General features: G+C 38.1%; 15 protein-coding genes. 4 read left to right on the forward strand and 11 right to left on the reverse strand.

Features of this window, described 5'->3' with window-relative positions; genetic code table 11:
* Positions 1 to 695: 695 nt before the first annotated feature.
* On the forward strand, positions 696 to 998 hold the full coding sequence (locus ACYT32_RS04185; RefSeq protein WP_395264550.1) for a hypothetical protein: 303 nt from the start codon (positions 696 to 698) through the stop codon (positions 996 to 998).
* Positions 999 to 1,163: 165 nt separating this feature from the next.
* Here the strand turns inward: ACYT32_RS04185 and ACYT32_RS04190 are convergent, their stop codons facing one another.
* From ACYT32_RS04190 to ACYT32_RS04235, 10 genes are all read right to left on the reverse strand, one after another.
* The gene (locus ACYT32_RS04190) at positions 1,164 to 1,730 is read right to left on the reverse strand and encodes a ClbS/DfsB family four-helix bundle protein (RefSeq protein ID WP_395264549.1); all 567 of its coding nucleotides are present in this window, start codon (positions 1,728 to 1,730) and stop codon (positions 1,164 to 1,166) included.
* 192 nt (positions 1,731 to 1,922) lie between these two features.
* On the reverse strand, positions 1,923 to 3,347 hold the full coding sequence (locus ACYT32_RS04195; protein WP_395264548.1) for a C69 family dipeptidase: 1,425 nt from the start codon (positions 3,345 to 3,347) through the stop codon (positions 1,923 to 1,925).
* Between the two features lie 30 nt (positions 3,348 to 3,377).
* The gene (gene sdaAA / locus ACYT32_RS04200; RefSeq protein ID WP_395264547.1) at positions 3,378 to 4,244 is read right to left on the reverse strand and encodes an L-serine ammonia-lyase, iron-sulfur-dependent, subunit alpha; all 867 of its coding nucleotides are present in this window, start codon (positions 4,242 to 4,244) and stop codon (positions 3,378 to 3,380) included.
* A gap of 12 nt (positions 4,245 to 4,256) precedes the next feature.
* A complete protein-coding gene (sdaAB, locus tag ACYT32_RS04205) occupies positions 4,257 to 4,928 on the reverse strand; it encodes an L-serine ammonia-lyase, iron-sulfur-dependent subunit beta (protein WP_395264546.1) in 672 nt (223 codons plus the stop codon).
* A gap of 138 nt (positions 4,929 to 5,066) precedes the next feature.
* Positions 5,067 to 6,497 carry a C69 family dipeptidase gene (locus ACYT32_RS04210; protein ID WP_395264545.1) on the reverse strand — a complete coding sequence of 477 codons (1,431 nt, stop codon included), beginning with the start codon at positions 6,495 to 6,497 and terminating at the stop codon, positions 5,067 to 5,069.
* Positions 6,498 to 6,531: 34 nt separating this feature from the next.
* Positions 6,532 to 6,870: a PqqD family peptide modification chaperone gene (locus tag ACYT32_RS04215; RefSeq protein ID WP_395264766.1), complete on the reverse strand. Its 339-nt coding sequence runs from the start codon at positions 6,868 to 6,870 to the stop codon at positions 6,532 to 6,534.
* A gap of 34 nt (positions 6,871 to 6,904) precedes the next feature.
* Complete coding sequence (locus ACYT32_RS04220) at positions 6,905 to 8,818, reverse strand: OPT/YSL family transporter (RefSeq protein ID WP_395264544.1); 1,914 nt, start codon at positions 8,816 to 8,818, stop codon at positions 6,905 to 6,907.
* A gap of 380 nt (positions 8,819 to 9,198) precedes the next feature.
* Positions 9,199 to 9,363 (reverse strand): hypothetical protein, encoded by a 165-nt coding sequence (locus tag ACYT32_RS04225; protein ID WP_395264543.1) that lies wholly within the window; start codon positions 9,361 to 9,363, stop codon positions 9,199 to 9,201.
* A 2-nt stretch (positions 9,364 to 9,365) separates the two neighbouring features.
* The gene (locus ACYT32_RS04230) at positions 9,366 to 10,712 is read right to left on the reverse strand and encodes a PTS sugar transporter subunit IIC (RefSeq protein ID WP_395264542.1); all 1,347 of its coding nucleotides are present in this window, start codon (positions 10,710 to 10,712) and stop codon (positions 9,366 to 9,368) included.
* Between the two features lie 27 nt (positions 10,713 to 10,739).
* The gene (locus ACYT32_RS04235) at positions 10,740 to 12,122 is read right to left on the reverse strand and encodes a glycoside hydrolase family 1 protein (RefSeq protein ID WP_395264541.1); all 1,383 of its coding nucleotides are present in this window, start codon (positions 12,120 to 12,122) and stop codon (positions 10,740 to 10,742) included.
* Positions 12,123 to 12,284: 162 nt separating this feature from the next.
* On the opposite strand from ACYT32_RS04235, the gene ACYT32_RS04240 reads away from it, so the two are divergent.
* Positions 12,285 to 13,010 carry a GntR family transcriptional regulator gene (locus tag ACYT32_RS04240; protein ID WP_395264540.1) on the forward strand — a complete coding sequence of 242 codons (726 nt, stop codon included), beginning with the start codon at positions 12,285 to 12,287 and terminating at the stop codon, positions 13,008 to 13,010.
* Positions 13,011 to 13,061: 51 nt separating this feature from the next.
* On the opposite strand, the gene ACYT32_RS04245 is transcribed toward ACYT32_RS04240, so the two are convergent.
* On the reverse strand, positions 13,062 to 14,084 hold the full coding sequence (locus tag ACYT32_RS04245; protein ID WP_395264538.1) for an LCP family protein: 1,023 nt from the start codon (positions 14,082 to 14,084) through the stop codon (positions 13,062 to 13,064).
* A gap of 228 nt (positions 14,085 to 14,312) precedes the next feature.
* Between ACYT32_RS04245 and ACYT32_RS04250 the strand changes: the two genes are divergently transcribed.
* Positions 14,313 to 14,804 (forward strand): cysteine hydrolase family protein, encoded by a 492-nt coding sequence (locus ACYT32_RS04250; protein ID WP_395264536.1) that lies wholly within the window; start codon positions 14,313 to 14,315, stop codon positions 14,802 to 14,804.
* An 84-nt stretch (positions 14,805 to 14,888) separates the two neighbouring features.
* The gene (locus tag ACYT32_RS04255; RefSeq protein ID WP_395264535.1) at positions 14,889 to 15,059 is read left to right on the forward strand and encodes a hypothetical protein; all 171 of its coding nucleotides are present in this window, start codon (positions 14,889 to 14,891) and stop codon (positions 15,057 to 15,059) included.
* Positions 15,060 to 15,109 lie beyond the last annotated feature (50 nt).

Raw genomic sequence — 15,109 nt, forward strand, 5'->3', positions numbered from 1 at the left:
AAAGATACCGATTTTACTTTGCTTTCCACTATTGGTTTTAACTCGCTAAGAATTATCAAGAATAACTGGTGGAAAGAAGAAAATGGGTACTGCTGAATAGTTATATAATTTCAGTAATACCATTGAATGGGATTTAAGTTATTATCATTAGCAATGGGGCTGTGACAAAACTATCTCTGAATCATAAAAGTTCGATGTGGATTTGAAAAAATTTCACATCGAATTTTTTTGTTCTCTAAAAATACAAATAAAAAAGAGTCTAAGCTTTATCGTGTTGGTAGATTAATTCTACTGACACGATAAAGCTTAGACCCATAAAAATCTCATTCATCAGCTTTTATTTTTTGGGACTTATGTCACGTCCTCTTTTCATATATTTATTGCTTTATTTACGTGGCATCGGTTCAAATAATCCATAGAATTGAGATTTATCAGTAAAGTTTCCTCTATTCATTCCATTATATCCGGCTTTTTTACTAACGTCCCCTAATTCAATCAATAGACGATCCTGATCCCTTGATAAATGTACCCTGCCGAACCCTTCAGTATAGATATAATTAACCATTCTATTTAGCAAGGACGAAGATTGATATGGATGAGACATCTATTATTTTAAATGTATATTCTTTTTTAAAATAAAACGTTTACATTGTACTAACTTGGGTAGATAATAAATAAAAAGGGGTTGAATGATCATGAAATTATTAACTAGTTTAGCCATCAATGCATTAGGTATCCTCGTCTTATTAATTCCGCTATGGTTAGTCAGTCGTAAAAATACTTCTATCTCCATGCGGCCTTTTTCTTCGGGCTTTTATACTTACGCTTGGAAATTTGAGACTAATAAACTGAAGCTATTGAACAGTCAAGTCTACGCCAAAGGGGCAGAAATCGGGACTCCTCAAGGGGATCGTTTTAAAATCAATGATATTAAAAAGACCGCCTACTTATTAGGTTTACAGGAACGTTTTGACTTCACCACTGAAAAGATAAGTTAAAAAGAGTCTGGAAAATAACTATTTTTATCTTTAATATCGATGGAACAAAAGCACATATTTTTGTGCTTAATTCAAATAGAGCGGCAACTCAAAATCGAGTTGCCGCTCTATTGCATTAATGCTCGGAAGCTAAACTATTTTTTGCTTGCTTCGCTTATTTGTCTATTAGGAATTAACCGTTTTTTTATCACGCAGATTGAAGTTCTTCCACTTTCTAACTTGTCTGCTGTAATTATTAAATGGTGAAACGGCATTGATGCGGATCCACTTAGCAACGGGCCACATTGCTTTAGTTGTAGCCCACTTGCGTTGACCAGGATTGAATAATTCATCATGGGACATTTCTTTGATCCATGAAATCAATTCGTTAACGGTACTACCCAGTTCTTCTTTTTCATTTTGCAAACCTTCAGAGCCATACTTGATATTGAAATCATGATAGAGCTGTTGCATTTGATCCCACTTGTAACCTGGGGTTGGAGTTGTTATCTTTGCTCCACCTGCTTCGGCTCTTTCCCATGATAAGATCATATTGATCCAACCAACTTGATATGAAAGCATCTCTCTAGGTGTTTTATCCACCTGCTCGATTCTTTCATCAGCAACCTCATCGCTGATACCCTCATATTCACCAATGAATTTATGATAACTCTCTCTGATTTGGTCTATCAATTCTTCTGAATTTTTATATACCTGCATGCCTTCGCTACCTTTCATTGATTTTATTCCCAATCTGGGAAACTCCCAATATCTATTATAGGCTTGAAGTTGTCATCTGACTAAAAAAAAGCTCATGATATAGCCAATTTGTTGTTGGAAAACGTTTTATTTATGTTATATTAATTGGTTATACAAAAAAATGGAGCTTTTTAGACAATGAAAAATGCCTAAGAAACTCCATTTTTTCTCAAAATTTAACAGCTATTAAAGATTTGGGTCCATTTTAAAAGTTAATTTACTCAATTCAGTTCCTTGCGTGATCAAGTCACCGAGATGTTCACGTGTTTTTTCATTAAAGTATTTTGCAATTTGGTGATTCTGTTGTGTTAAATAATCGGTTAAAGCTTGGCCTGACATATTAGCAGTCGCTTTATCGACGGCCGCTATCTTTTGTCTAGCCCAGATCGACAGTTCTTTTTGATAATCTAGATTAACTTGGGCAAACTCGCTGTAATGGCTCTCGACAATCATTGAAAGACTTTCATACAACCAATAAGAGCTCTTCAAATCCAATTTCTTTGGTACATAACTGTATGACTCATCAATGTCGTCAGCATTAGTAAAGAAAGGCACATAAGGCGTAAAACTAGGAATTCCTAGTGCCTTCCATTCGATCGCATTAGCAGGGAACTTTTGGGCATCCCGTAATTGTAAAATGTGGGAATTGGCCGTCCTGGACAAAGAAATAGCCCGATAACGTTGCTTTTCTTCGACAGTGCCACTCCCAAGCGGATCAAACGGCGTTTCGTTGTAGTGCGAGGCTAAAATATATTGAATATCTTCGACAGCAATCTTATGTTCTGGTTTTCTCAAAAAAGGTAGATCACTAGCTTCAGGATCTTGTTTTACCGAAGGATTGAGCACTTTTTGACCGTACCATACTCGCGGTGTGTTGTAATGACGATCTTGTTTAGTACTCGTTCCAAAAATATGACGGAAATTCCAAGTGTTGTCATCAGGGTTAAGATCATGCTCTGCAACAAATTCTTGAATTCCTGGTGACCATTGATAATTGGCAGGATCATTAAAATCAATCGTTTCGATTCCAATTTGATTGGCAGCGACCGCATAACAATCATCTGGAATTCTGATTGCCACCCAATGGTGTCCAGTCGCTATTTCCATATACCAAATTTCATTTTGATCAAAGAACTCCACTCCATTACTTTCAGTGGAACCATATTTAGCAATCAAATCGCCTAAATATTTAACCCCTTGGCGAGCTGAGTCGATGTAGGGCAAAACTAGTGTTGTTATTGAATCTTCTGCCACCCCGTTTTCAATCAAAGGATCGTATGCCAAAACTAACTCATTGGCAACGACGCTCTCGGTAGCGCTCAACCCCACATTCTGCTCATTGATACCGTCTTCCTCGTACCATCCCTCAGTTTGATCAGCATCAGGCGAAGCAGTGTAGCGATAACCGTTTTCTGGCAATTCAACACTTAACTTATTGTAAGGTGACGTGTAAGTCTCGTGGCGGTCTTTAACCGCTGGCACAACGATAAAACGTTTAGGCCAGTTAGCCACAAAATTATCTTCGTTCCGAGCAATATAATTAACCCCATCGATGGCGGCTTTCTTACCGACCATAATAGATGTACAGGCCATATGTTTTTGATTTCTCATCGTAAACTCCCCTCATAGACAAAACACTACTTAGTCTCCAAAAATCTCTTTCTTTAGTTTCAAAGCTGTTGGTGTCGTTGCCAGACCACCTTCTGCCGTCTCTTTAAAGATTGAAGGCATCTGTTGACCAACCTTATGCATTGCTTCAACCACTTCATCAACTGGAATTACACTCTTGATTCCAGCCAAAGCCATATCTGCTGAAATCATCGCCTGTGAGGAACCTAAAGCATTACGTTTGACACAAGGAACTTCAACTAAGCCTGCGACAGGATCACAGACTAAGCCCATCATATTTTGAAGCGTGATTGAGATAGCCTCTGCTGCCTGTTGAGCTGTACCACCTTTGGCACAAACTAAAGCAGCTGATGCCATTGCAGCAGCTGAACCAACTTCAGCCTGACAGCCACCTTCAGCTCCAGCAATCGAAGAGTTATTGGCAATTACTAATCCAAACGCACCGGCAGTAAAGAGGAAGTCTACTTGTTGGTCACGAGTTAAATGGAGTCGGTCACGATTAGCAACCAAAACACCAGCCAATACACCCGCACTACCAGCAGTCGGTGTAGCACAGATCAAGCCCATTTTAGCGTTGACTTCATTTACGGCCACAGCATTGCGAACTGCCTCAAGGATAGGCTCACCACTCAAAAAATCACCTTTTTTGAGATACTCGTCCATTAATTTGGCATCTCCACCAGTGAGACCAGTAACTGATTTAACACCAGCGACTCCTTCTTCAATCGACTTTTCCATAACCTCTAAGTTACGTTCCATCTGTTGGCGAATAAATTCTTTACTGCGCTGAGTATTTTCCATTTCTGTTTGAACCATTAAATCGGCGACTGAATCATAATCAGCACTTTTTTCGACTAATTCTTTAATTGTATAGAACATTTTTCAATCCCCTTATTCAAAATACGTCGCATTATCAACATTTGGTAAAGCTTTCAATCTAGCTAAGATTTCTGGACGATCACGACGCTCATCAACTTCGATAATCATAATCGCTTTTTCACCCTTAGCCGCTCTAGTAACAGTCATCGTACCGATATTGATCTTAAATTGGGAAAAAACATCGGTAACTTTTGCGATCATCCCGGCAATATCTTGATGAACAGTAATATAAGTTGGCGTTCCCAAACTCAACGACATCTTGAAACCATTGATTTCAGAGATTTGAATATTTCCTCCACCAATAGAAATTCCGGTAACTGATAATTCATGATCACCCTTCACTAAATTAATCTTAGCCGTATTAGGGTGATCAACTTTGTCACTCTTAGGAACAAAAGCAACTTTGATTCCTTGATCATAAGCAATCTTCAAAGAGTCGGCCAAATGCTCATCATCAGGCTCCATCCCTAACAAACCACCGACAATAGCAACATCAGTTCCATGACCACGGTACGTCTTAGCAAAAGATTCATACAAGTCGATAGTTATTTTGTCAGGCTGCTCGCCAAAAATATCATGCACGACTTTACCAATTCTAGCTGCACCAGCTGTATGCGAACTGCTTGGTCCTACCATGACTGGACCAATAATATCAAAGACACTTTTAAAACGAATATCCTTCATAATCAATACCTCGTGACTTTTTTCATTAACTAAATTTTACAATTAATAGATATTAAAATCATTATTATTTTCAGATAATAAAAGACCTAGCAATCAAAATTTGATCACTAGGCCCTCCTGTTTCCTAAGTTTTTTTAATTAAAGATTTGGATCCATCTTGAAAGTCAATTTGCTCAATTCAGTACCTTGAGTAACTAAGTCTGCCAAATGTGCCATTGTCTCTTCATTGTAGTGTTTTACAATCTCATGGTTTTGTTCTGTAAGGTAATCTGTCAAAGCATCGCCTGACATTGTAACAGCCTTCTTGTCAACTTCAGCAATCTTTCTGCGTGCCCATTCTGACAAAGCTTTTTGATAGTCTAGGTTAGGTTCGACGAATTCCTTGTAGTGTGACTCAACTACCATTGCCAAAGCTTCATACATCCAATAGGCACTCTTTAAGTCCATCTTTTCTGGAGTGTAGCTGTATGATTCATCAATGTCATTAGCATTAGTAAAGAATGGTACTTGTGGACAGAAGCTAGGAATACCAAAGCCAGTCCATTCAACACCAGCAGCTCCATTCTTATCTGAATCTCTCATTTGAAGGATATGGGAGTTGGCTGTACGTGATAGTGAAATAGCACGATAAGTCTTCTTGTCATGTTCACTGCCGCTACCAAGTGGATCATATTTTGTTTCATTGTAGTGTGACTTCAAAATATATTGAATGTCTTCCACAGCAATCTTGTGGTCTGGTTTTCTGATAAATGGCAGCTCAGCTGATTCTGGGTCTTGTGTGTCATCAGATGGGTTCAAATAACGTTGGGCAAACCATACACGAGGTGTGTTGTAGTGATGATCTTTTTCAGTATCTGTACCAAAGATATGACGGAAATCCCAACGATCAAAATCAGGGTTTAAGTCATGTTCGGAAACAAATTCTTGGATACCATCAGCCCACATGTAGTTGTCAGGATCGTTAAAATCAATATCTTGGATAGCTACTTGGTTAGCAGCGACTGCATAACAATCATCGGGGATACGTACAGCTACCCATTGATGTCCAGTTACGACTTCCATATACCAAACTTCATTCTTGTCGTTGAATTGAAGTCCATTACCTTCAGCTGAACCATATTTAGCAACCAATTTACCTAAGTATTCAACTCCATGACGAGCTGAATCGATATATGGCAAAACTAAAGTTGCAAGCGAGTCTTCAGCTAGTCCATTCTTAACGTATGGATCAAAGGCAAGAACTTTTTCATTGGCATAAACACTTTCAGTTGCACTCATACCAACGTTCTTTTCGTTAAATCCATCTTCTTCATTAGGACCGGTACTTTGATCGGCATCAAGTGTCGATGTATAACGATAGCCGCTTTCTGGATAAGGTGCTGTCATTTGATTATATGGTGAAGTATATGTTTCGTGACGTCCTGAAACTGCAGGTTGTACAATGATCCGTTTTCTGTAGATAGCATTGAGACGGTCTTCATTTCTGGAAATATAAGTTGCTCCGTCCATTGAAGCCTTCTTACCTACCATGATTGATGTACAAGCTGATAATTCGATACGATCTGTCATTTTAATATCCCCCATTAATTTATTTTTATAATACCTATGATACACGTTCAATTAGATGATCAACATTCTCAATTTGTTGTAAAAACAAAATTAATCTCGTATAGCGATATTGGTCAGTATCTGGGAATTTTTCGGCCAGTTCCTTACCAATTTCGTAGGCATTACGATGACCATTGACCTTAGTAAAGACGTAACTGCCATACTCGTCTAATTCCAAATAAGTTTTCTCAGGAATTCTGACATGCAGCTTCCGGAAAAACTTCTGAATCGGATGATCTTGTTCACGCACGATGGTAATGATACCGGCTTTTCTTTCAAAAGTTACTGCCGGATTCTTTTTAAAAACCATCTTCTTTAAATCTGCTTCAGTCAATTGTGGACGTTTTGCCATTTTTATCGCCCCTTAATTATTTTGTTTCTTTTTTAATATTTAATAATGGAATAATAATGCTTACTACTAGGACTGCCAAGAGGATCAAGCCCATTTCATTGCTGCCGGCAAAGCCGGATGGCATCTTGCCACTCAAGACACCAGTTACGTGCAAGATAATACCAATCAAACCAATAATTGAACCACCAGCGATTAAACCAGATGAAAGACTGACACCACTTTGCACACGTCTGTCCTTGAGTTCATTATCTGCCGTAACTTTTTCGATCAATAGTTTGATCAAAGCACCGACTAAGATAATTGAAGTCGTGGAAATTGGTAGATAGAATCCTAAAGCAACCGTCATAATTGATAAACCTAACATCCAACAAACGATGGCCATAACGACACCGATGATGATCATGATCCAAGGCAAATTTCCAGACATGATACCGGTCGTCAATGTAGCAATCAAGTTAGCTTGAGGCATACCAAATGGTGGATTTGAACCTGTAATTTTAAGTTGAGGTTCAAGGATTACTGTAGTACCAACTACAACAATGACACCAATCATGGCAGCAATCATGAAGTATCTCATCATTTCATTCTTGTTACCACCGATAATATAGTTAACCTTTTGTGTCTGCATGTAGGCACCACCAACAGAAATAGCTGTAACGATGAAGACACCGAATAGTAATAGTGTTTGATTATGTGCATTGCTAGTCCAGCCACAAATGACAAAGACTAAAGTCATAATAACTAATGAAGCAATTGTCATACCGGAAACTGGAGCGTTAGAACAGCCAATCGTACCAGCTAAACGTGCTGAAACGATAACGAATAATAGAGCTAAAATCAAAGCTAAAATACCACCAACAAAGGCCATGGCGATATTGCCAGAAATAAAGAAACCAACAACGAAGATAGCGATAACAGCGATAACTAAAGACCAAATACCTAGCATATTGCGATCGTCACCACCACTGTTTCTGGCATTAAGAGTTTTCTTAATTGAAGTAACGATAACTGGAATCAATTTAACCGCACCAACGATACCACCACAGAGCATCATCCCGGCACCGATATATTTCGAATAAGAACCGGCAACTTGGTCGACACCCATCTGGTTAACCGCGATGGAAACATCATTCCAGTCTTTAGCATGATTCCCAGCCATTTGCGTAAAATTAGCAATCAATGGCGTAATAGCAAAGTTAGAAAGAATCGACCCAGCAAACATCGTTAAAGCAACATCTAGCCCGACTACGAAACCAATTCCGGCTAACATTGGATTAACTTCGGTCGACATCTTCCAACGATAAAACGAGTTACCGATGTAGGTGATCGTACTATTGACCCAGCCAAATACTTGCGTCGTCAAAAGTGTCAAAATACCACCGATTCCAAAACCGATCCCCATAAATTTCAGAGAATCACCACCAGCTTCAGAAGCAACTAAGGCTTCCGAGATAGCCATTGATTCTGGATATACCAGCCTGCCATGCTCTTCAACAACCAAATAGTTTTGAACTAAGGAGGCCGTCCCAATTGCAAAGAGTACCGCTAAGGCTCCGACAAAAACCCCAGAGATAAAATTGACGCGTCCACCAATGATAATAATTGCAGGTAGAACATAAATCATCCCACTGGCAATGGATTCACCACCACTGGACATTCCTTGCATGAGATTTTTTCCCAGGATACCTTTCTTCTTGGCAAAAGCCGCAATCAAACCAGAACCAATAATTGACCCTGGAATACCAGCAGCAACCGTCAATCCAGCCTTCATTCCTGAATAAGCTGTCGAAGCGGCAAAGATAACTGCCAAGATGGCACCCATAATCATGACCACAGAATTGCCGCCATGATTATCTTGATCAGTCACATACGGTACATATTTTTCTCCAGATATGCCACCGTAAGCTGACTTAGATAAACTTTTCTTCATCTAAAACATCCCCTAACTTATAAAGTGGTTCGTTTCGCTCAAGAAATAATTATCATTTTCTCCTTTGTTTGATTTCATTTTTATGGTAACGCTTACAGACATTTAAAACAACCAAATTTTGTGATTAAAATCACATTTTCTTTAAATAAAGTCACAGAATTGCCAACGTGTGTAGGTTTTGTGAACATGTGTATACACATGGTTAACAGTGGAAACTGATATAAGTGCGTATCCCTCCATTCTAAGGTTCATTATATAAATCATATAAAAGCTTTATTTTGATAAGATGGAATTTACTTAATAACCTTGCCCACTATGGATTATAGAAGCTTTACTTTCATATAACAAAAAAATCCCACAAATTAATGTGAGATTTTTCATCATTTTTTCTTATTAGTAGCCAACTTGTTTCTTAACTCAACGATAAACAAAATAGCTACAACAAAGGTACTGACAGTCGTAAGATTTAAGCCAAAATTCACTAGATCGAATAATCCTAAGAGGATCAAAGCAGCTACCGCTAAATAACTAAACCAAATTTTCATAATTAGGCTTTAGCTTCTTCACGGTGCATTTCAGCTTGTTTTGCGGCTACACGTTCACTGATCTTCATGAATGGTAGATACAAAGCAACACCGACTGCCAAAATTATGACTTGTAGTACGACTGAACGCCAATCACCTGCAGTTGATAGATATGGTCCAATCAGTGGAGGTGTGGTCCATGGAACTAAGACGACGGTTCTTGAAACCCAGCCGAACAAGGTTGCATAGTAACCCATCAAAGCACCAATCACTGGGAACAAGACGAATGGAATCATCATAGGTAGGTTGAAGACAATTGGATAACCAAAGATCATAGGTTCATTGATATTGAAAATACCAGGTGCCAATGAAAGTTTTGCCACGTCTCGACTAGACTTAACTTTACTGAATAATAGAATAGCAATAATTAATGAAATAGTTGAACCAGAACCACCAACTAGTACGTAGTTTGAAACGAATGAAGTTGTGATGATGTTAGGAATAGCTGCATGATGAGCATAAGCTAACATATTCTGATTCATGTTGATCAAAACAAGTGGGTCCATCAAAGAACCTGAAATAACAGTTTGGTGAATACCCAAAGTAAAGAGGAAGTTAGCACAGAAGTAAATGACACAGAAACCGACGATACTTGTGTTGAAACCTCTGAGTGGTTCTTGAATCCAATTCTTGATCAAATTGATCAAATCGGCATTGAATAGACCTGATAGTAATGCAGCAATCAATGCAAAGAGTGACATCAAAATCAAAGCAGGAATCAAAACACTGAATGATTGACTGACTGCAGGTGGAACATTTTCACCCAAATTAATTTGTAACTTTTTAATTCCGGCTAGTTTGATAAAAATGGCTGTGGCAACCAAACCAACGATAATACCACCGAACATACCTTGTGTACCGGTATTTAAATAACTCATACCACCAGTAACAGTATGCATCGTTTTCCCATTTAGACCGGTTAAAGAAATTTGACCTGGCATCATGATAAAGAGTGAAGCCAAAGCCATTGCGGCTGCAGCAATAGGATTATTAAAGCCTTTATTACGAGCCAACATGTAACCGATCATTGGTGCAACCAAAACACCAGCGACATTTAAAGTACCATTTGCGATGGCATTACCAAAGACTTGAACTTTAGCCAATGTGGCACCCTTGAATAGCCAAACAAAAACTGTGTTATTTAACAGTGTTCCTAATCCAGCAATAATGAACACTGGTAAGATAACCGCGAAAGCATCACGAAGTGACCTTAGATAAACCCAATTACCAACAGTCACTGAAACTTTAGTGAACTTGTCAAGAAATGAACTATGTTCTAGTTTTTCTGACGTTGTTTCATTACTTTCCATAATTTCGCCCCCAAAATATCTTTTAGATTATTTCAAATCTGATAAATCTGCACCATTAGTAGCGATAACATGTTGCAACCACCAATAGCTCTTCTTTGGTACACGTTTCATATCCTTCAAATCATGGTTGGTACGGTTGACATAAACCGTTCCATAACGTTTATCCATATTTCCGCTGGAACTTGGAATATCGATCAATCCCCAGCCAAGATATCCAAGCACTTTAACCCCATCTTTGAAAATGGCATCTTTCATAGCTTGAATATGTTCGCGATGATACTCGATCCGTTCGTTGTCTTGAATTTCATTACCATCGAATTTCTCACGCAAACCGATACCATTCTCAATCGGAAACATAGGTACGCTATATTCGTTATAAACTTTTGTCAAAACATCTCTAAATCCTAATGGATCAATTTGCCAACCGAATTCGGATGCCTTGAGATAAGGATTCTTTTCGTTTCCTTTATCAAGATAATAATTAGGAATTGTACCTTCTGGAACTGCTTTGGAATTAATGGTGTCGCTTCTATAATAGCTAAATGCAATAAAATCAGATGAAACCTTAACCAAAGTATCCGAATCTTCCTCACGATAATCCATATCGATTGCACGATTCTTGACAAAAGTCATAACTTCATTTGAATAACGACCATAAACAAACACATCCAAGAGATCATTATTCATGAATTCATTGATCTGGCGTGCATAAAGAATATCTTTTGGATCAGATGTTGCTGGATAAACTTCACTATAAGCTAACATTCCTCCAATCAGGCAATCAGTCTGGTCATGAATATAATTTGCTACTCCGGCATGTACCAGCATAACGTGATGACTTATTTGATACAATTCATCGACCGTCTTGTCACCAGTCAAGTACCCTGCAATTCGGAATGCTTCACTAGAATGATATAGATTTTGCTCGTTGAAAGTGATCCAGTATTTTACTCGATCACCGAAACGTTTAACCATTTCCCGGCCGTAACGAACAAAAGCGTCGACCACATGTCGAGACAAGAAGCCGTTGTATTCCTCAGCTAAATGCAGCGGCATATCGAAGTGATATAGACAAATCATTGGCGTTATATTGCGTTTCAACAAAGCGTCAATCAAATCACTGTAAAATTGAATGCCTTCTTCATTGAACTCACCATCGCCTTGCGGATTGACTCGGCTCCAAGAAATTTGAAAACGATAAAAATTCATCCCTTGTTGTGCCATCAGATCAAAATCCTCGTTGTAACGATGATACTCATCAATCGCATCATGCCAATCAGAACTATTCTCTGTAGCAGGTCGAATATCATAAACCGACTTGCCCTTACCTCCAAGATCATAGGCTCCTTCAGTTTGCATGCTCGAAGTGGAGTTACCCCAAAAGAAATTCTCTGGTAATTTTTCTGTCATATCCACCTTCCTCTCTGTTGTTTATTTTTGAATACGCTTTCAGTATAGACTCACTTTCGAGATATGTGAATATTTATTTTTATAAAAGTATATGCTTTTATTCCCAACAATTATTTCTTTTTAATGATAAAATAGCAGTAATAAGTTGGGGAGATTGGAACAATGGCCTATAAATACAAAGAAGTAGCGGATCAAATTCGTACACAAATTCAAAATGGTATCTATGCTCCAGGTGAATTATTGCCAGACCAAAATCAAATTGCCAAAGTTTTTTCAACCACACGGATCACTGTTCATAAGGCGTTACAGTTATTGATGGTTGAAGGAATGATCTATTCGAAGCGAGGTTCAGGAACCTACGTTAGAAAAGATTATAATCAGGCCGAACATGACAGCGAGTATGGTAAAGTTTCACCTATCGATAAACCTCTAGGGGCAACCATGACCAATCAGGGTAAAAAAGTTACCAGTAAAGTACTTGAATTATCCGCTCGAATTCCTACCAAGGATGAAGCTGACAAACTGTTGATTCCAGAAACTGAGCCCGTCTACGTTATTCGGAGGATTCGTTTCGTCAATGGTGTCGTCTTTGCTTCAGAACACACCGTCATGCCGACCTCAATCACAACTCTGACTACGGATATCTTGGAAGGTTCAATCTATGGACATTTACAAGAAGCCGGCTTACACATTGAAGGTTCTCACCGTATCATCAGCGCTGATACCGCTAAACCAACTGATGTCGAAAATGGACTAGCTGAGAAAATCGGTGAACCCGTTTTAGTTATCAATCAGTTGAGTTACCTCGATGACGGCCAGCCTTTCGAAATTTCCGAATCTCGTTTCCCTTATAAGACAAGTAAACTAACCGCCGACATAACGCTATAACAGCAAAAAACACCCGCTGATTCCTTAGATGAATCAACGGGTGTTTTGAGTTTAATAAGTGGTATTAGTATAGTACATCGTATCTAACCCATAAGTATCATAATCTGTATTTTCAGGGTCACTGAAAAATGTTTCATTCTTAGCATTGAGCTTAGTTTCAGTATTATCCAAAGTTTGCTTAGTTAAATGAAGATTGTCACGTAGCTTATCGGATGCCTTTTGCATGGTAGCTGTTGGCAAAACTTGATAAGAACTTCCATTGATCCAAGCAGTTTGTCCTTGCAGTTGATTGAAATTCATTGACTTAGAAGTATTATGATACTTCAAGACAATCTGATCAATTTCTGAAGTAGTCAGATCAGTGTTGATATCGTTGCCTAAATCTTTGATCAAACTAGGAATTTTAACAATATACTTCGGTTGTTCCATCTTTTTGACTACAGCTTTAAGAATCTGCTGCTGACGAATCTGGCGGCCATAGTCTCCACGGGGATCTTGATAGCGCATCCGTGCATATGTCAAAGCCTCTTTACCGTTCAAATGATGGGTTCCCTTAGGTACCGTCACTCCATCAAAGGACACATCCATCGGACTAGTTATCGTCACCCCTCCTACAAAGTCAACCGTCTTTTTCAAAGCTTCCATGTTAATTGCTACATGATAATCGACTGGTACTCCTAATAAACTGCCAACCGTGCTCTTAGCCATCTTGGACAATCCAATATTATAAGCTGCATTGATCTTTTGAACATTCTTAGGAGTATCTCCGACCATTTCTGCCAAAGAATCACGGGGAATCGAATAAGCCACCATCTTTTTCTTTTGAGGATTGAGCGTCAGTAGCATCATTGTATCAGAATTACCCCGGTCAACTCGTCCATCAGTTCCCGTATCGGCTCCTAATAACAGAATCGAAAAAGGTTTACCTTGATCAATTTTTTTGGACACACTAGCTTTATTTGTATTCAAAGCCTTCAAAGACTGCTGGGTTCGATAAATAAAGATTCCACCAACAGCTAAAAAGACAACTAAAATTAGACCAATTATTAAAGAAATTATTTTAAATTTTTTCATTATTATTTCCTACATTTTGTTAGAAATAATTATAAAACTAATTTTGTCTTACTCGCAAATAATTTGGTAATAAGTCTTCAAGATGTAAATAACTGTATTTATATGAACGTGACTTGTGCTTCAACAACCGAGACAGCTATTTTGTTAAATAGACAAAATGTACATTAAAAATTGAAAGTGATATTCTTAACGTCAAAAAGTTGTAAATAATAATTAGGAGGATTAATCATGGCACAACTAGCTGATACTTTAATCGTAATTGATCTCCAAAACGCCTTACAAGATTGTTATGACTTCAATAATTTGATTGAAAAAACTAATCTACGCATTCAGTCCTATCGAAAAGAAAATCGACCAATCATTTTTATCCAACACCATGACCAAGACTTAATCAAAGGGAGTGAGGATTGGCAACTTTTTGACGGATTAGATTTTAAAAAATCAGATTTGTTCAGTGAAAAAGCTCATGCCAATGCCTTCTATCACACTGATTTGCAACAAATTCTTCAAAGCCACAATCTGCAAGCTTTGGAAATCTGCGGCGCTCAAACTAATTATTGTTGTAACGCTACGATCATCATGGCACATGGTTTAGGATACAAGATCACCATGGGACATAACATGACGACCACGACTGATAACGATTATCTGGATACCACCTCAACTATTTCCTTTTTTGAAAATATTTGGAATCATCGATTCCTCAGTTTTGTAGAATAATAGCCTCAAGGTGCGCAAATATACTGCAATTATTGATAGAATATTATGTAAGATTCATGTATATGAAACGAGGGAAATTATATTATGTTTATTATTTTAGGATTAGCCTTAACTGTTTTAGCAATCTTGGCTATCGTTGGTTTCATTAGCAATTCAAAAACTTTTGGCACAAAGATAATATCTAGTAAATTGAGTTGGTATATCACAGCCTTGGTAATCGGTCTATTGATGATTGCTTATGGTATCTTCTTCTAAAATAGCTTTCGACTGATATTTTATGTGCCCCTAGAGTTAACTAAACTTTA

The organism is Companilactobacillus sp. FL22-3, assembly GCF_054881455.1.